At 71.7% G+C, this 16,902-nt stretch carries 14 protein-coding genes; 9 read left to right on the top strand and 5 right to left on the bottom strand.

Going from position 1 to position 16,902, the window contains the following annotated elements:
- Positions 1 to 2: 2 nt before the first annotated feature.
- The 7 genes from efeO (at position 3) to raiA (ending at position 8,414) form a co-directional block, all read left to right on the top strand.
- Positions 3 to 1,136 carry an iron uptake system protein EfeO gene (efeO, locus tag AB0J36_RS05735; RefSeq protein ID WP_357134733.1) on the top strand — a complete coding sequence of 378 codons (1,134 nt, stop codon included), beginning with the start codon at positions 3 to 5 and terminating at the stop codon, positions 1,134 to 1,136.
- Positions 1,137 to 1,161: 25 nt separating this feature from the next.
- Complete coding sequence (gene efeB, locus AB0J36_RS05730; RefSeq protein WP_357172804.1) at positions 1,162 to 2,439, top strand: iron uptake transporter deferrochelatase/peroxidase subunit; 1,278 nt, start codon at positions 1,162 to 1,164, stop codon at positions 2,437 to 2,439.
- Positions 2,440 to 2,560: 121 nt separating this feature from the next.
- Positions 2,561 to 3,250, top strand: coding sequence for an MtrAB system response regulator MtrA (gene mtrA / locus AB0J36_RS05725; RefSeq protein WP_355052014.1), 690 nt, complete (start codon positions 2,561 to 2,563; stop codon positions 3,248 to 3,250).
- 12 nt (positions 3,251 to 3,262) lie between these two features.
- The gene (mtrB, locus tag AB0J36_RS05720; RefSeq protein ID WP_357172807.1) at positions 3,263 to 5,014 is read left to right on the top strand and encodes an MtrAB system histidine kinase MtrB; all 1,752 of its coding nucleotides are present in this window, start codon (positions 3,263 to 3,265) and stop codon (positions 5,012 to 5,014) included.
- A complete protein-coding gene (locus AB0J36_RS05715) occupies positions 5,011 to 6,828 on the top strand; it encodes an LpqB family beta-propeller domain-containing protein (RefSeq protein WP_357134739.1) in 1,818 nt (605 codons plus the stop codon). The genes mtrB and AB0J36_RS05715 overlap by 4 nt, the downstream gene beginning before the upstream one ends.
- Before the next feature lie 4 nt (positions 6,829 to 6,832).
- On the top strand, positions 6,833 to 7,540 hold the full coding sequence (locus AB0J36_RS05710) for a ComF family protein (RefSeq protein WP_363660142.1): 708 nt from the start codon (positions 6,833 to 6,835) through the stop codon (positions 7,538 to 7,540).
- 247 nt (positions 7,541 to 7,787) lie between these two features.
- Complete coding sequence (gene raiA / locus AB0J36_RS05705) at positions 7,788 to 8,414, top strand: ribosome-associated translation inhibitor RaiA (RefSeq protein WP_357134743.1); 627 nt, start codon at positions 7,788 to 7,790, stop codon at positions 8,412 to 8,414.
- Positions 8,415 to 8,476: 62 nt separating this feature from the next.
- On the opposite strand, the gene AB0J36_RS05700 is transcribed toward raiA, so the two are convergent.
- Both AB0J36_RS05700 and AB0J36_RS05695 read right to left on the bottom strand, forming a co-directional pair.
- Positions 8,477 to 9,592, bottom strand: a complete 1,116-nt coding sequence (locus tag AB0J36_RS05700; RefSeq protein WP_363660141.1) for a GNAT family protein — start codon at positions 9,590 to 9,592, stop codon at positions 8,477 to 8,479.
- Entirely contained in the window at positions 9,589 to 10,740 is a 1,152-nt protein-coding gene (locus AB0J36_RS05695) for a GNAT family N-acetyltransferase (RefSeq protein ID WP_357134747.1), read from the bottom strand. Before AB0J36_RS05695 ends, AB0J36_RS05700 begins: the two co-directional genes overlap by 4 nt.
- A 168-nt stretch (positions 10,741 to 10,908) precedes the next feature.
- Here AB0J36_RS05695 and secA point away from each other — a divergent pair, with 168 nt between their 5' ends.
- Positions 10,909 to 13,836, top strand: coding sequence for a preprotein translocase subunit SecA (gene secA / locus AB0J36_RS05690; RefSeq protein ID WP_357134749.1), 2,928 nt, complete (start codon positions 10,909 to 10,911; stop codon positions 13,834 to 13,836).
- Between the two features lie 169 nt (positions 13,837 to 14,005).
- On the opposite strand, the gene AB0J36_RS05685 is transcribed toward secA, so the two are convergent.
- Together AB0J36_RS05685 and AB0J36_RS05680 are read right to left on the bottom strand one after the other, a co-directional pair.
- Positions 14,006 to 14,587, bottom strand: a complete 582-nt coding sequence (locus AB0J36_RS05685) for an Rv3235 family protein (protein WP_357134751.1) — start codon at positions 14,585 to 14,587, stop codon at positions 14,006 to 14,008.
- Positions 14,588 to 14,799: 212 nt separating this feature from the next.
- A complete protein-coding gene (locus AB0J36_RS05680) occupies positions 14,800 to 15,027 on the bottom strand; it encodes a helix-turn-helix domain-containing protein (protein WP_357134753.1) in 228 nt (75 codons plus the stop codon).
- Between the two features lie 203 nt (positions 15,028 to 15,230).
- Here AB0J36_RS05680 and AB0J36_RS05675 point away from each other — a divergent pair, with 203 nt between their 5' ends.
- A complete protein-coding gene (locus AB0J36_RS05675; RefSeq protein ID WP_357172813.1) occupies positions 15,231 to 15,740 on the top strand; it encodes a hypothetical protein in 510 nt (169 codons plus the stop codon).
- Between the two features lie 15 nt (positions 15,741 to 15,755).
- Here the strand turns inward: AB0J36_RS05675 and AB0J36_RS05670 are convergent, their stop codons facing one another.
- Positions 15,756 to 16,847, bottom strand: coding sequence for a hypothetical protein (locus tag AB0J36_RS05670; protein WP_357172816.1), 1,092 nt, complete (start codon positions 16,845 to 16,847; stop codon positions 15,756 to 15,758).
- Between the last annotated feature and the right edge of the window lie 55 nt (positions 16,848 to 16,902).

Genomic DNA, 16,902 nt, shown 5'->3' with positions numbered 1-16,902 from the left:
AGATGCGTACCACCCGATTCTTCGCGCTGGCCGCTGCCGGCGTGCTGGCGACGGCCGGCGTCGCCGCCTGTTCCAAGGCCGACAGCGATAAGTCGGACGCGGCGGGCGGCCCGATCGTGGTCAAGGCCACCGACACGGCCTGCGACGTCGCCACGACCGACCTCGGCGCCGGAACGGCCACCTTCAAGATCACCAACTCGGGCGCGAAGGTCACCGAGTTCTACGTGTACGCCTCCGGCGACCGGGTCATGGGCGAGGTGGAGAACATCGCGCCCGGGTTGAGCCGTGAGCTGCACGTCGAGCTGCCCGCCGGCACGTACGAGACGGCCTGCAAGCCGGGCATGAGCGGCAAGGGCATCCGGGGCGCGCTCAAGGTCAGCGGGTCCGCGCAGCCGCTTACCGCCGACGCCGCCCTGGCCGGCGCCACCGACAACTACCAGCGCTACGTCAAGAGCCAGACCGGGGCGCTGCTGGAGAAGACCGAGGATTTCGTCGCCGCCGTGAAGGCCGGCGACGTGGCGAAGGCCAAGACGCTGTACCCGGTCGCGCGCACCTACTGGGAGCGGATCGAGCCGGTGGCGGAGATCTTCGGCGACCTCGACCCCAAGATCGACGGCCGCGAGGAGGTCATCGAGGAGGGGATGGAGTTCACCGGCTTCCACCGGATCGAGAAGGACCTCTGGCAGTCCGGCGACATCAGCAAGGACGGTCCGATCGCCGACCGGCTGCTGGCCGACGTCAAGGAGATCGTGGCGAAGGCCAACGCCGAGAAGCTCTCCCCGTTGCAGCTCGCCAACGGCGCGAAGGAGCTGCTCGACGAGGTTGCCAGCGGCAAGATCACTGGCGAGGAGGACCGCTACTCGCACACCGACCTGTGGGACTTCGCCGCCAACCTGGAAGGTTCCAAGGCGGCCCTTTCGGCCCTTCGGCCCGCGCTGGAGCAGCGTTCGCCGGAGCTGGTCAAGCAGCTCGACACCGAGTTCGCGAACGTCGAGGCGCAGCTCGGCAAGCACCGCGACGGCGACGGGTGGAAGCTGCACACCGCGTTGAGCAAGGCCGAGCTCAAGGAACTCTCGGACGGCATTAACGCGCTCGCCGAGCCGATCAGCAAGGTCGCCGCAGTCGTCGCGAAGTGACCGGGACGCAGGGGGAGTCGAGTCGATGAGCGTACGCAGGTTGACCCGTCGGCGGGCTATCACGCTCGCCGGCGCCGGGGTGGCCGGAGTCGCGGGCGTCGCCGCCGGCGCGGGCGCGCTGGTCGGCGACTCGCGTGGTCCGGCGGCGGCCAGCGACCACCCGGCGGGCGCGGTGCCGTTCTTCGGCGAGCACCAGGCCGGCATCGTCACCCCCGCGCAGGATCGGCTGCACTTCGTCGCCTTCGACGTCATCACGAAGGACCGGGCCCGCCTGGTCGCGATGCTCGAAGAGTGGACGGCCGCCGCCGCCCGGATGACCGCCGGCCGGGACGCCGGTGTCCTCGGGGCGGTCGGCGGGATGCCCGAGGCCCCGCCGGACGACACCGGCGAAGCGCTCGGCCTCCCGCCGTCGCAGCTCACCCTGACCATCGGCTTCGGGCCCACGCTGTTCCGCGACGCGGACGGGCGGGACCGGTTCGGTATCGCCGACCGCCGCCCGGCCGCGCTGGCGGAGCTGCCGAAGTTCCCCGGCGACGCGTTGCAGGCCCCGATCTCCGGCGGCGACCTGTGTGTGCAGGCGTGCGCCAACGATCCCCAGGTGGCGGTGCACGCGATCCGCAACCTCGCGCGGATCGGCATGGGTGTGGTCAGCGTCCGCTGGTCGCAGCTCGGCTTCGGTCGTACGTCGTCGACCTCCCGCGACCAGGCGACCGCGCGCAACCTGTTCGGCTTCAAGGACGGCACGGCCAACCTCAAGGCCGAGGAGACCGACCTGCTGCGCGACCAGTTGTGGGTGCAGCCCGGCGACGGGCCGGACTGGATGACGGGCGGGTCGTACCTGGTCACCCGCAAGATCCGGATGCTCGTGGAGACCTGGGACCGGACCTCCCTGGTCGAGCAGGAGGAGATCGTCGGCCGGACCAAGGGCAGCGGCGCCCCGCTGGGGCGCAGCAAGGAGTTCGACGAGCCGGACTTCGCGGCGCGCGGTGACGACGGCAAGCCGCTGATCGCCGAGCACGCCCACGTCGCCCTCGCCCATCCGAGCCGCAACAACGGCGCGCACCTGCTGCGCCGGGGCTACAACTTCGTCGACGGCTCGGACGGTCTCGGCCGGCTCGACGCCGGTCTCTTCTTCATCGCGTACCAGCGGGACCCGCGCAAGCAGTTCGTGCCGATCCAGACCCAGTTGGCCCGCCACGACGTGATGAACGAGTACCTGCGGCACGTCTCCAGCGGCCTGTTCGCCTGCCCGCCCGGCGTACGCGACGGTGGCGACCACTGGGGCCGGGTGCTCTTCGGCTGACCGGCGACGCGACCCGTCCGAGCTGTGGTGGCGGCGGACCGCGTCGAGGGGGGATCATGAGGCTGTCCGTGCCGGGTGACGCCGGTCCCACCGAACTGAACGGGGATGCAATATTAATCCCATGAGAGCCCGGGTCCTGGTGGTCGACGACGACCCCGCACTCGCCGAGATGCTCGGCATCGTGCTGCGCAGTGAGGGTTTCCTGCCCTCGTTCGTGGCCGACGGCGAGCGGGCGTTGGCCGCGTTTCGTGACAGTCGTCCGGACATCGTCCTGCTCGACCTCATGTTGCCCGGAATGAGTGGTATCGACGTGGCCCGGTCGATTCGTGCCGAGTCCGGCGTGCCGATCGTGATGCTGACCGCCAAGAGCGACACCGTGGACGTCGTCCTCGGGCTCGAATCCGGCGCCGACGACTACGTGGTCAAGCCGTTCAAGCCCAAGGAGCTGGTGGCCCGGATGCGGGCCCGGCTGCGCCGTGGCGAGGACGTCGCACCGGAGATGCTGACCATCGGGCCGCCCGGCAACCAGATCAGCATCGACGTGCCCGCCCACACCGTCAGCCGCAACGACGAGGAGGTGAAGCTGACGCCGCTGGAGTTCGACCTGCTGGTCGCGCTCGCCCGCAAGCCGCGTCAGGTCTTCACCCGCGAGGTGCTGCTGGAGCAGGTCTGGGGCTACCGGCACGCGGCCGACACCCGACTGGTCAACGTGCACGTGCAGCGGCTGCGCGCCAAGATCGAACCAGATCCGGAGCGGCCGGAAATCATCCTCACCGTGCGGGGCGTGGGCTACAAGGCGGGCACCGGATAGCCTGGTCGCACTGTGTCGACCTCGCCGCCCCCGCAGAACACCACAGCCCGCCGGCTCGCTGCCGGTCGGGAGGTCTGGCGTGTGCTGAGCGGCCGGGTCGCGCGGCTGCTGGCCCGGGCGCACCAGACCTGGCGGCGTTCACTCCAGGTCCGGGTGGTCACCATCACGTTGGTCGCCTCCAGCCTGCTGGTGGGCGGATTCGCGTACCTGATCGCTGACAAGATCACGACGATCCTGCTCGACAACGCGCGCACCGACGTCCAGCTGCGTCTCAAGGGCGGCGCCGGGTACGCGGCCAAGCAGGTCTCCCTCTACGGCCAGCCGCAGGAGGCGCAGCTCCAGGAGACCATCGAGGGCACGGTCAACTACCTGGCCGGGGGTGACCCCCAGCAGACCAGTGGCGTGGTGGTGGCCATCACCGCCGCCGACTACCCGACGATGATCCAGACCCGCACCGCGCCGGCGGCCAACGTCCAGCCCCTGATCAGCAAGGAGTTGCGGGCCGCGGTCGCCAGCGGCAAGGTGGCCAGCCAGATCCAGACCGGGCGGCTCACCGGCGAGCCGACGAAGTACCTGGTCTACGGCTCGCCGGTGCCGACCCGCTTCGGGCAGATCGAGCTCTACTACCTGGTGCCGCTGACCCGTCAGGACGACACCGCCGCCGACGCCCGGGCGACCGTGGTCGGCACCGGCATCGCCCTGGTGATCCTGCTGGGGCTGCTCGCCGCACTGGTCACCCGGCTGGTGGTCAACCCGGTCCGGGTCGCCGCGCGGACCGCCCAGCGGCTCTCCGCCGGCCTCCTCGACCAGCGGATGGTGGTCAACGGCGAGGACGACCTCGCGTTGCTGGCGGCCTCGTTCAACCAGATGGCGACGAACCTGCAACGGCAGATCCTGCGCCTGGAGGAGATGTCCCGGTTGCAGCGCCGCTTCACCTCCGACGTGTCGCACGAGCTGCGGACCCCGTTGACCACGGTCCGGATGGCTGCCGACCTGATCTTCGCGGAGCGCGACGAGTTCGATCCCGCGGTGGCGCGCAGCGCCGAGCTGCTCCAGGCCGAGTTGGACCGTTTCGAGGAACTGCTCACCGACCTGTTGGAGATCAGCCGGTTCGACGCGGGCTTCGCCATGCTGGACGCCGAGCCGACCGACCTGGTGCCGGTGGTGCACCGGGTCGTCGACCGGTTGGCCGGGCTGGCCGAGCGGGTGGGCGTGGAGATCGAGCTGGACCTGCCCAGCACCCCGGTGATCGCCGAGGTCGACCCCCGCCGGGTGGAGCGGGTGCTGCGCAACCTGGTCGGCAACGCCGTCGAGCACGGCGAGGCCCGGCCGGTGCTGATCACCCTCGGCATCGACGAGACCGCCGTGGCGATCACCGTCCGCGACCACGGGGTGGGGCTGAAGGTGGGCGAGGAGAAGCTGGTGTTCAACCGGTTCTGGCGGGCGGACCCGTCGCGGGCCCGCCAGACCGGCGGCACCGGGCTGGGCCTGTCGATCAGCTTGGAGGACGCCCGTCTGCACGGTGGTTGGCTGGAGGCCTGGGGAGCGCCCGGTCAGGGCGCCCAGTTCCGGCTCACCCTGCCGGCCCGCGCCGGCGACCGGCTCACCACCTCGCCGCTGCGGCTGGTGCCCGCCGACGCGGCGCTGCCGTTCGGCGGCCCACGCGACGGCGGCCCCCTGGCCATCGGACCGGGCAGCGGCGGAGCGTTGGCGATCGGCCCGGCGCCGACCGACAGCGGCGAGCGGGAGGAGGTGCGATCGTGAGGGCTCGACCACTGCTCGGCGCTTTCGGCGCGGCGCTGCTCCTCAGTGCCGGTTGCGGCATCCCGGCCTCTTCCGACGTGCGGGTCGACGGCAAGGCCGGCACCGCGACCGAGGCCGGATCGAGCAACGGCCGCAGCAGCGAGCCCCCGTCGCGGGCCGCCAGCGGCAGCGACAACGCGGCCTTCGTGCGCAACTTCCTGTCCGCCGCCGCTGGCGAGCCGGACCGGGCGTACGAGCGGGTGAAGGCGTTCATCGCCCCCGAACACCGGCCCCGCCTGCAGGACAAGAAGGGCAGCGAGGTCGCGCTAAACGTGGTGCGGCTGCGCGAGACCGTCTTCACCTTCAACAGCGACTCCACCACGACCGTCAAGATCACGGTGCAGCAGATCGGCGTGCTGCGGACCAACGGCACCCTGGCGCCCCCGGTCGCGACCGAGACCCAGTACGAGTTCCGGCTGCGCAGCGCGGCCCTCGGCGGCGCCGGCAGCGACGAGCGCGCCGGCCAGTACCTGCTCGACCCGCCGAGCGTGCTGCTGCTCAGCGACGTCGCCCTCCAGCAGTACTACCAGGACGAGTCGATCTACTTCTGGAGCTCCGACCGCACCCGGCTCGTGCCCGACCAGCGCTACCTGCCGTACGCGGTGCCAGACGAGCGCCGTGTCAACGAGGTCGTGCGGTGGCTGGTCGGCGGCCCGTCCGACTGGCTGCGGCCGGGTGTCGTCGGTCTGCCGGACGGCACCGAGCTGATCAACAACGCCACCGGCGCGAACAACCGGTGGGAAGTCAACCTGGACATGTCCGGCGACGACCAGAGCCGGATCGACCAGGTGATGACGCAGCTCGCCTGGTCGCTGGGTGACCTGCCGGGCGAGCTGGAGCTGAAGATCAGGAACAACTCCCAGCCCGTGCGGGACCTCGACGAGCTTCGGACGGCCCAGCAGCTCTACCCCGTCCGGGAGGAGCCGCAGCGGTACGGCGTCTACGAGGGCGCGATCCGCCCGCTCGACTTCGCCGGCGAGCCCAGCGGCGCGGTGCCCCTCACGCCGGAGGTCAACCGCGGCATCGTGTCGGCCGGTCTCGCGCGGGGCGTCAACCGGGTGCTCGCCGCGCTGGTGGTGACCGGGGGCAAGGACCGGCAGCGACTCGCGGTGGGCACGGGGGCGGACACGGTGGCCACCCTCGGCCGCAGCGCCGGGGAGTACGCCTCGATCGGGCGCCCGGTCTGGCTGCGTACCGTCGACACGCGTCCCGCGCAGGGGCTGGTGGTGGCCGACGGTCGCCTCTACCGCTTCGACGAGGCCGCCGGGATGGCCGAGGTGCCGCTCAACCTGCCCTCGCCGGAGGTCACCGCGGTCGCCTCCGCGCTGGACGGTCAGCGGGTCGCGTTGATCGCCGGTGGGCGGCTCTACGTCGCGGCGCTGAACCTCGACGGCTCCGGCAGCGGGGTGTCGATCGGCCCGCCCCGGGCGCTGGTCACCTCGTTGACGAACCTGACCGCGGTGGACTGGATCGGGGAGGACCGGCTGGTGGTGGCCGGCTCGGCGGGCCAGCCGGCGATCTACGAGATCAGCGTGGACGGCGCCCTGGAGACGCCGCTGCGCACCGATGTCGGCGCCAAGGTCAACCATTTGACGGCGTACCCCACCAACCGCAGTGTGCGCGTGCCCACCGGGTCGTACATGTACGAGGCCAACAAGGTCGCGTACCGCAGCAGCCCGTTCGAACGGATCGCGCCCGAGCAGGTCCGCGATGTCCCCACGCCGCCGGCCGGAGTCCGCCCGAGCAACCCGTCGGCTCCGTTCTTCCTCTACTGACGTCGTGCGCGGGCTCTGGGCGGACCTCGCCGACCTGGTCCTCCCCGCTGACTGCGCCGGCTGCCGGGAGCGTCGCCAACGGATGCGGCAGGGGGTCTGCCCCTCCTGCGTCGCGGCGCTGAGCGCGCTGCGTCCCCGGGTGACCCGCCCCACCCCCGCCCCGGCCGGCCTGCCGCGCTGCGTCGCCCTCGGCCCGTACGACGGTCCGCTACGGGAGGCGCTGCTGGCGTACAAGGAACACGGCCGGCACGGTCTGGCCCGTCCGCTCGGCGCGCTGCTGGCCGAGGTGGTCGCGGCGGCGGTCGGCGAGGTGCGTCCGCTGGCGCTGGTGCCGGTGCCGGACACCGCGGCTGCGGCGCGTGGCCGCTACGGCGACCACCTGGACCGGCTGGCCCGGCACTGCGCGGCCCGGCTGGGCCGGTGCGGCTGGCCCGTACGGGTGCACCGGCCGTTGCGTGCCCTGCCCCGGCCCGACTCGGTGACCCTGGACAGCGCGGGCCGTGCGGCGGCCGCCGAGGCGGCGTTCCGCCCCCGTTCCGGCGCGTCCGCCAAGCCCGGCCACCCGGGCGGCGAACCCGTCGTGGTGCTGCTCGACGACATCGTCACGACCGGCGTGACACTGGCCGCGGCGGCCCGGGTGCTGACCGCGACCGGATGGCGACCGGGTGTCGCCGCGGTTCTCGCCGCAACCGAGAAAAGACTCCGTTTGTAACAGACCGTGTTTCCGTTTCACCCGTTGGTGTATGAGGTGCGAAAAATACCGGGCGGTCTTGGCAACAAGGGGTGACTGCCGGGCGAACAGGAGTTAGCGTTTCGCTGTCGGGGGTAGGAGGTCGTTCCATCCCGCCCCGGGCGGTGAGAGGAGGCGTAGCCGTACTGACCGGTCGACGCCAGCGGGTCTTCCTGAGGCGCACGACCGGGAGAAACCGGATCGAAGACGTCCGAACAAAGGAGGTCACGTGGACATCGTGGTCAAGGGCCGCAACGTCGAAGTGCCGGACCATTACCGGGTACACGTAGCCGAGAAACTCGCAAAGGTCGAACGTTACGACCACAAGATTATTCGCATCGATGTCGAGCTGTTTCACGAGCGCAATCCGCGCCAGGCCGACCACTGCCAGCGGGTGGAGATCACCTGCGTCTCGCGTGGTCCGGTAATCCGGGCCGAGGCCTGCACGAACGACTTCTACAGCGCGCTCGACGCCGCCATCGCGAAACTCGACACCCGGCTACGCCGCGCGGCGGACCGCCGGCGCGTACACCGTGGTCGGCACGCGCCGATCTCCGTGGCCGCCGCCACCGCCGACCTGCCGGTCACCGACCTGGTGGCCGCCCCGCTGTCCGCGTCGAACGCCCGCGCCGGCACCGCCGTCGCGGAGCGCGTCGAGGAGGAGTACGACCAGCCGTGGCACCTCGCCCGGGAGAAGGTTCACCCGGCCGAGCCCATGACCATCGACGACGCGTTGTTCCAGATGGAACTCGTCGGCCACGACTTCTACCTCTTCCAGGACAAGGAGACCGGCCGCCCCAGCGTCGTCTACCGACGTCACGCCTACGACTACGGCATCATCTCCCTCGACACCTGAGGCGGTTCGACCCGTCGAGCGCGGGGGTCGTGGCGGTCGTCCGTCACGGCCCCCGTGCTCCGTCAGCCCAGGTCGGCGGGGAGCAGGGCGAAGGTCAGGTCGTCGAGGCGAGTGCCCGCCAGGCCGGGCAGACGCCCCCGTTGCAGGCCCTCGCGCTGGAAGCCGACCCGCTCCAGCACGCGGTGCGAGGCGGTGTTCTCCGGCACCGTGCCGGCCGTCAGCCGGGCGAGGCCGGCCGGCCCGAACGCCCAGGCCGCGAGCAGCCGGACCGCCCGGGTGGCGTAGCCGTGCCCCCGCCACCGGGGGAGCAGCGCGTAGCCGATCGACCCCTCCCCGCTGGTCACCTCGGTGTACGACAGTCCGCAGCTGCCCGCCGGTTCGCCGGTGGCCACGTCGACGATGAGGAGCCGGGCGATGTCGCCGGTCAGCCACGCGCTCTCGGCCAGCCGGCAGCGCCGCTCGATCGACTCCCGCGTCGGCGGCACCGGCGGCGCCTGGTTGGCGACCACCTCCGACCGGCTGTGCAGCCCGTACATCATCTCCGCGTCCTGCGGCGCGAGCCGGCGCAGCGCCACCACCTGGTCGGTGAGCATCCCGTCGGGCAGGTCCGGCAGCAGCCGAGGGGTCGGGCCGGGCGGATCCTCGGCGAGGCGTACCCACGTCAGCAGGTCGTACCGTCTGCCGTTCCGGTCCTGACCGGCGGACCGCCGCAGGCCCTCGTAGCGGAAGCCGGCGGCCAGCGCGACGCGCTGGCTGGCCGCGTTCTCCGGCTCGGTGTGCAGCTCCAGCCGCCGCGTTCCGGTGTCGAAGGCGTGCTCGCTCAGCGCGCGGGTCGCGGCGACGGCCAGTCCGCGTCCCCGCGCGGCCGGCCGCAGCCAGTAGCCGATGTCCGCCTGACTCCGGGCGGGCATCGGGTTGCTCAACCCGGTAGCGCCGAGCAGCCGGTCGGTGGCCGGGTCCGCGATGGCGTACGCGGCGCCGCCGCCGGCCCAGACCGCCGGCGCGCCGGCCTTCACCCACGAGCGGGCGTCGACCTCGGTGTACGGGGACGGCATGGTGGACACGAACCGCTGGCTGAGCGGGTCCGCACACCCGTCGACCAGGTCCGCGATGTCGTCGGCGCGGAACGGCCGCAGCCGTACCCCGTGTGCCTCGACGATCGGCGGCGGGACCGTCACGTCAGGTCCTCGGCGAGCAGCGCGGCCACCCAGGCGTCGATTCGTTCACCTCGGTGCTGGACCCCGCCCCGGGCGGTCCCCTCGAAGGTGAAGCCCGCCTTTTCGGCGGCCCGCCGGGAGGAGGTGTTGCCCACGTTCGCCTTCCATTCGATGCGCGCCAGGCCGAGGGCCGTGAAGCCCCAGGCGCTGAGCGCGAGGAGCGCGGCCGGCAGGTACCCCCGCCCGCGTGCCGCCGGGGCGACCATGAAGCCCACGTCCCCGAGTAGCGGGTCGGCGGGGGAGAGCCGCAGGTCCAGAGTGCCGACGTAGGTGTCGTCCGGGTCGGCGATCACGAAGCAGGCGGAATCTCCCCGTGCCCAGGCATCCTGGGCGTAACCCCGGTAGCCCTGCGCGTCGGAGAGGTCGTACGGGTCCGGGACCGTGGTCCATCGGATCGTCTCCGGGTCCCGGCAGGTCTGCACCACGGCGTCGAGATCGCGCTCCTCCATCGGTCGGAGTCGTAGCTCGTTGCCGGCCGAGGTGGCGAACAGCGTCGGCTGTGGGCGACCGAAGACAGCGGCCCGGCGTGCCGCCAGGGTGCCTCGGGCGGCCGGCCCGGTCGACCCTGCTTCGGGTACCTCGCCGGGCAGCAGTGTGCCGATCCAGCCGTCCACGCCGCCCTCCGGCGCCGGGTTCGCCCGCCGTACCCGGCCGTCGATCCGGAACCCGGCCCGCAGCGCGACCAGCCGGGAGGCGTGGTTGCCCACCTCCGCCTGCCACAGCAGCCGGCGCAGCCCCAGCTTCTCGAAGGACCAGCGGGACACCGCCCGGGTGGCCCGCACGGTCACCCCCCGGCCGCGCGCCCACGGGGCCGTCCAGTAGCCGATCTCGCCGGTGCCGGCGTCGTCGATGGAGATCAGCCCGCACGAGCCGAGCAGGTCGCCGTTGGCCGCGTCGCAGACGGCGAACGGCGCCCTGATGCCGTCCGCCCATGCTCGCGGGCTCAGCCGCGTGACGAAATCGTGGGCGTGTTCGCGAAGGTACGGGCGCGGTACGGTGGTCCAACGCTGAATGTCCCGGTCCTGGCAGGCGCGGTACACGTCGTCGGCGTCCGCCTCCCGCCAGGGCCGCAGCAGGACGCCGTCCTCGATGATCTCCACAGGCTCCACCCGTGCATCGTGCCGGAACGTTCGCCCTGGGCGTAACCGGATAACGTCCCGGGCGCGGCCCGTGCGCGTGTTATGTCGGGTTCGGCGGAGCGGACCACCGCCACCAGTGACCATCGCGCCGATGTTGCGCCTACGATGGTTCGAGACTGTCTAGGGGAGCGTTGATCCGTGTCGATTCTGGAAAAGGTCCTTAACGCGGGCGAGGGCCGCATGGTGCGCCGGCTCAAGGCCATCGCCGCCGCCGTCAGCTCGATCGAGGACGACTACGTCAACCTCACCGACGAGGAGCTGCGCGGCATGACCGAGCAGTTCCGCGAGCGGCTCGCCGACGGTGAAACCCTCGACGACCTGCTGCCGGAGGCGTTCGCGGTGGCCCGTGAGGCGGCCGCCCGGGTGCTCGGCCAGCGGCCGTACGACGTCCAGGTGATGGGCGGCGCGGCGCTGCACTTCGGCAACATCGCCGAGATGAAGACCGGTGAGGGTAAGACGCTGACCTCGGTCATGGCCGTCTACCTCAACGCGCTCTCCGGCGACGGTGTGCACGTGGTCACCGTCAACGACTACCTCGCCCAGCGCGACGCGGCCTGGATGGGTCGCGTGCACGAGTTCCTCGGGCTGACCGTCGGCGTCGTGCTGCCCAACCGGCCGGCCGCCGAGCACAAGGCCGCCTACGAGTGCGACATCACCTACGGCACCAACAACGAGTTCGGCTTCGACTACCTGCGCGACAACATGGCCTGGTCGAAGGACGAGCTGGTGCAGCGGGGCCACAACTTCGCGGTCGTCGACGAGGTCGACTCGATCCTGATCGACGAGGCGCGCACCCCGCTGATCATCTCCGGCCCGGCCGAGCACTCGGCCCGCTGGTACGGCGAGTTCGCGGGCGTGGTGGCCCGGCTCCAGCCCGGCACGGATGGCGAGGGCGACTACGAGGTCGACCACTCCAAGCGCACCATCGCGGTCACCGAGCGCGGCGTCGCCAAGGTCGAGGACCGGCTCGGCATCGACAACCTGTACGAGTCGGTGAACACCCCGCTGGTCGGCTACCTCAACAACGCCATCAAGGCCAAGGAGCTCTACAAGCGCGACAAGGACTACATCGTCAGCGACGGTGAGGTCCTGATCGTCGACGAGTTCACCGGTCGCATCCTGCACGGCCGTCGGTACAACGAGGGCATGCACCAGGCGATCGAGGCCAAGGAGGGGGTGGAGATCAAGCAGGAGAACCAGACCCTGGCCACCATCACCCTCCAGAACTACTTCCGCCTCTACAACAAGCTGTCCGGGATGACCGGTACGGCGCAGACCGAGGCGAGCGAGTTCAACAAGGTCTACAAGGTCGGCGTCGTGAGCATTCCGACGCACCGCCCGATGGTCCGTGAGGACCGGCCGGACGTCATCTACAAGACGGAGAAGGCCAAGTTCAACGCCGTCATCGAGGACATCGCCGAGCGGCACCAGATGGGCCAGCCGGTGCTGGTCGGCACCGTCTCGGTGGAAAACTCGGAGATCCTCTCCCAGCTGCTGCGCCGCCGGGGCATCCCGCACAACGTGCTGAACGCCAAGTTCCACGCCCGCGAGGCGGAGATCGTCGCCCAGGCCGGGCGCAAGGGCGCGGTCACCGTCGCCACCAACATGGCCGGCCGCGGCACCGACATCCTGCTCGGCGGCAACCCCGAGTTCCTGGCGGCCAACGAGCTGCGCCAGCGCGGTCTCGACCCGCTGGAGAACGAGGAGGACTACGCCAAGGCGATGGAGGAGGTCCTGCCTACCTGGAAGCAGGCCTGCGACGCCGAGGCGGACGAGGTCGCCGCCGCCGGTGGCCTGTACGTGCTGGGCACCGAGCGGCACGAGTCCCGGCGGATCGACAACCAGCTGCGCGGTCGTGCCGGCCGGCAGGGCGACCCGGGCGAGTCCCGGTTCTACCTGTCCCTGCAGGACGAGCTGATGCGCCGCTTCCGGGCCGGCGCGGTCGAGGCCGTGATGGAGCGCTTCAACATCCCGGAGGACGTGCCCATCGAGTCGAAGATGGTCACCCGCCAGATCAAGAGCGCCCAGGCCCAGATCGAGGGCCAGAACGCCGAGATCCGCAAGAACGTTCTGAAGTACGACGAGGTGCTCAACAAGCAGCGCCAGGTCGTCTACGCCGAGCGGCTGCGGGTGCTCAACGGCGAGGACCTGTCCGACCAGGTCCGCAACATGATCGACGACACCGTCGAGGCGTACGTGCGGGGTGCCACCTCGGACGGCTACGGCGAGGACTGGGACCTTGAGCAGCTCTGGTCCAGCCTCAAGCAGCTCTACCCGGTCGGCGTGACGATCGAGGAGTTGGAGGAGGAGGCCGGCGGCTCGCGGGCCGGCATGGACGCCGACTTCCTCGTCGCCCGCCTCAAGGATGACGCCAACGCCGCGTACGACCGCCGCGAGGAGCAGCTCGGCACCGAAGGGGTGCGCCAGCTCGAGCGGATGGTGCTGCTCCAGGTGATCGACCGCAAGTGGCGCGAGCACCTGTACGAGATGGACTACCTCCAGGAGGGCATCAACCTCCGGGCGTACGCCCAGCGCGACCCGGTGGTGGAGTACCAGCGCGAGGGCTTCGACATGTTCGCCACCATGATGGAAGGCATCAAGGAGGAGACCGTCGGTTTCCTCTACAACGTGGACGTCCAGGTCACCGAGCCGGAGCCCGAAGCCGACTCGGAAGAGGTCACGCTGCTCGACAAGCCGGTGGAGATCCGGGCCAAGGGTCTGAACCGTGCGCCGCAGCGGCAGGGTCTGCAGTACTCCGCTCCGACCATCGACGGCGAGGCCAGCCCCGGTGCTGTCGCCTTCGAACAGGAGCAGCAGCAGGCGCCGGCGCTCGGCGTGGGCCGCCCGGCCCAGGGCGCTCCGGCGGCACCCGGGCAGGGCGCACCGTCCGCCCCGCAGCGGCCGGCCTCGGGGCTGCGCGGCCCGACGCTCCCGTCGGCGGGGTCCCGGCGTCCGGCCGCCAACCAGGCCGACGCCGGCAACGGCCCGTCCCGCAACGCGCCGTGCCCGTGCGGTTCGGGTCGCAAGTACAAGCGCTGCCACGGCGCACCCAACGGCGGCAACTGACCGACACCGCGTCCCGATGGGCCCCGGCCGACAAGGCCGGGGCCCATCGGCGTCTCCGGCCCCGGTCGGCGTCTGGCCCGGGAGTGAGATCGACTCCGCTTCCGGGAAGTCGGTGTGTCAACGGCCGGTTGATGCCGCGCTTTCCTGGACGTCGAGCTGATCAACGCGGTCAGAGGACCTGCAGGGCGGTGCACAGCCAGCGGCCCCGCCGGTGCTCCAGGCGTACCGCCATGGCCCAGCTGCGGCCACCAGGGCCACTCACCACGGCGGCTGCCTCCACGGCTGCCTCGCGAGGTTCGCAGACCCGCAGCCGGGTGAGCCGCAGTGCCGGCCGGGTCGCCCGACGCCGCGCCGGCCCGGCCCGCCCGCTGGCCCGAGCGAGTTCGGTGAGCAGGTCGGTCGCCCGGCCCGGGTCGAGCAGAGGGCGTACCTGTGCCGGCGAGCGGTAGCCGTTGACCACCTCAAGGCAGGTGCCGACGAAGCGGTGCGCGGCCCGGGTGGCCTCGGGCGCCGTCGTCGGGGGCAGGGGAGTGCCCGGCTGGTTGGCCGGATGCGCGGGCGTACGGCGTGGGGCCGTGCGGCGCACCGCGGGCCGGACGGGATCCGGTCGTGTCGAGGCGAAGAGGTCGAGGGCGAGCTGACCGTGGGTCGGCCCCGGCCAGTACGTCTCGTCCTGGTACGGCGGGTCGATGGGCGGGACGGGACGCAGGCGCACGGGTGGTCGGGAGACTCCGGGTCGCCGCTCGCTCATCGCTGCCTCCCGTGATCTTGCGTTTGCCTTCGTTTGCCTCCGACTAACTAGATTCTCGGACATGGAGTGGCCCCGGTCAATGGCGCCTGCGGCGAATGGGCCGCGCATCTGCATGATCGACTCGGGTTCGCGGAGGTGGTGGTATCCGGGCCGATCGAACGGCGCGACATCGGTGATCTGGAGTGGATCACCGAGCGGAGGGCCGGGCGTGGCTACTCGGGGTCGCGGTCGACGAGGGGATTCTCGCGTACCCAGTCGGCGGTCTCGGCGTACTTCTGCGCGATGTACTCCTCCAGTCGGGCCCGCTCGACCCGCCACTGACCGCGCCCACCGACCTTGATCGCCGGCAGCTCCCCGCTGCGGACCATGTGGTAGACCTGCGAGTCCGACACGTTCAGCTCGGCGGCCACGTCGGAGAGCAGCAGGAACCTCGGCTCCACAGGAACTCCCGGGGTTGACGTCGTTTGCCTCAGTTTGCCACCGACAGGGCTCACCACCCAACATCGCCGCGGCCATCGGTGGCGGACACACCGGCGGGAAACTTCCACCGGCCGGAGGCGAGGTGTATGACGGTCACGGCGTGCGGCATGATCTGCGCCCGTGCCGGCTACCGCCGGCACGGAATCGAGCGGGGAGACGACCGGTGACCGACGAGCTTGTCCGGGTGTACGTGCCGGCGACCGTACCCATGCTGGCCCGCCTGCGCGAGCAGGGGCTGACCGCCGACACCGCGCACGCGGTGACGCCCGCGCTGCGCGAGTGGTACGCCGAGGGCGACGAGGAGGAGTTGGAGTACGTCGCGTTCACCCGGGCCGCCCAGGACGCGCTGCACCTGCTCCGGGAGGATCCGGCCGCGCCACGCCGCCGCGTGGTCGTCTCGGTCGATCTGTCGCCCGCCGCGCTCGGTCGTGGCGACGGCGAGCTGGGCTCCAGCCTGGTGACGTTGACCGACACCGTGCCGGTGGGGGCTGTCGCGGCGATCCACGTGGACGGCACGGACGCCGTCGAAGAGGTCGCCGCAGCGGCCGACGTGGTGACCGAGGCCGCCGCCGGTGACCCGGACGCGCAGTTCACCGTCGACGGCGCCGAGGATCACGAGCTTGAGTGGTACGACGTGACGGAGTTGGACATCCTGCTGCGCGCCGCCGGCTGAGCAGCCGCACGCGTCTCAGCGGGCCGGGTCGGCGTCCGCCTCCCGGACCGCCGTGTCCGGCTCGTCCTCGTCGACGTCGCCGGTGGCGCTCGCGGTGGTCGCCGGCCCGGTGCCGGGTCGGCCGGTCGGGGCCGGCTCGTCGTCGATCTGTGCTGGGCCGAGCGTTCGGCCGAACGCGACGAGCGCGGTCAGCGCCCCCACGAACAGCACCCAGATGCCGTTGTCCACCCGCGAGGTGCCCAGCGACGTCTGCGCCACCGCGTCCGCCTCGCTGAGCGCGCTGGCCAGGTCGAGCAGTGAGCGGCCGCCGATCCGGATGATCACTTCGGCGAGCAGCAGGAGCAGGCCCGGTCCGGCGCCCGCGAGCAGGTACGCCGGCCAGCGCAGCGCGCGCGTCTGCGGATCACGCCGCAGGGCTCGACGCCGCGCCCAGGTGAGGTAACCGAAGGCGAGTAGTCCGGCGACCAGGCCGCCGAGGAGCGACTCGGTGCGGGACACCCACTTGGCCGCGCCGACGAGCGACTGCTGGGTGTCGCCCGCGCCGAAGAGGTCGAACAGCGGGTCCCGGGCACGGCTGAACGCCACTACGAAGACCAGCGTGCCCAGCGCGGCGGTCACCACCGCACCGACCGCCGGGGCGGTCCGGGCGCCCGCGATCGCCCCGCCGATGATCGCGGCGGCCGCGGTGGTGCCGGCGATCACGTTCGTGGTCGAGGTGTCGAAGTAGGTGAGGTTGATCGCCACCGCGGCGAGCAGCCCGACCACCATCCCGGCCCCGATCGCGCCGACGAAACGCAGCGTGGTCCCGTCGCCGTACCGGCGGGACAGCAGGTTGCCGAAGGCCAGCGCGGTGGCCGCGCCGGCCACGAGCGCGGCCGAGATCACGCCGGGCAGGGCGAACGCGGACAGGCTTATCGCGGTGATGCCGGCCGCCGCCGAGGTGATGGCCTGCCGGGTCGACCAGAGCATGGCGGCCAGCCAGCCGAGCGCCAGCAGCGCGAGGACCGCCGCTCCGGGCGCCGGGAGGGACCGGCCGGTCGGGCTGGTCGCGTCGACCGCCGGCTGGTCCGACTCCGCGGCTGAGTCGCGGCCGGGCTGCTTGGTCATCGTCTCCCCTTCGAGGCGCCAGGTCACCGACCATTCAGGGTACGCGGACCCCCAC

It is taken from the genome of Micromonospora sp. NPDC049662 (assembly GCF_040675055.1).
GTDB lineage: Bacteria > Actinomycetota > Actinomycetes > Mycobacteriales > Micromonosporaceae > Micromonospora.
This window is presented reverse-complemented; position numbering and strand designations above follow the sequence as displayed.

Bases quoted from the DNA above. Each gene is read 5' to 3' on its own strand.
- efeO (WP_357134733.1), top strand. From the start codon at position 3: ATGCGTACCACCCGATTCTTCGCGCTGGCCGCTGCCGGCGTGCTGGCG.
- efeB (WP_357172804.1), top strand. From the start codon at position 1,162: ATGAGCGTACGCAGGTTGACCCGTCGGCGGGCTATCACGCTCGCCGGC.
- mtrA (WP_355052014.1), top strand. From the start codon at position 2,561: ATGAGAGCCCGGGTCCTGGTGGTCGACGACGACCCCGCACTCGCCGAG.
- AB0J36_RS05685 (WP_357134751.1), bottom strand. From the start codon at position 14,587: ATGAGCGAGCGGCGACCCGGAGTCTCCCGACCACCCGTGCGCCTGCGT.
- AB0J36_RS05670 (WP_357172816.1), bottom strand. From the start codon at position 16,847: ATGACCAAGCAGCCCGGCCGCGACTCAGCCGCGGAGTCGGACCAGCCG.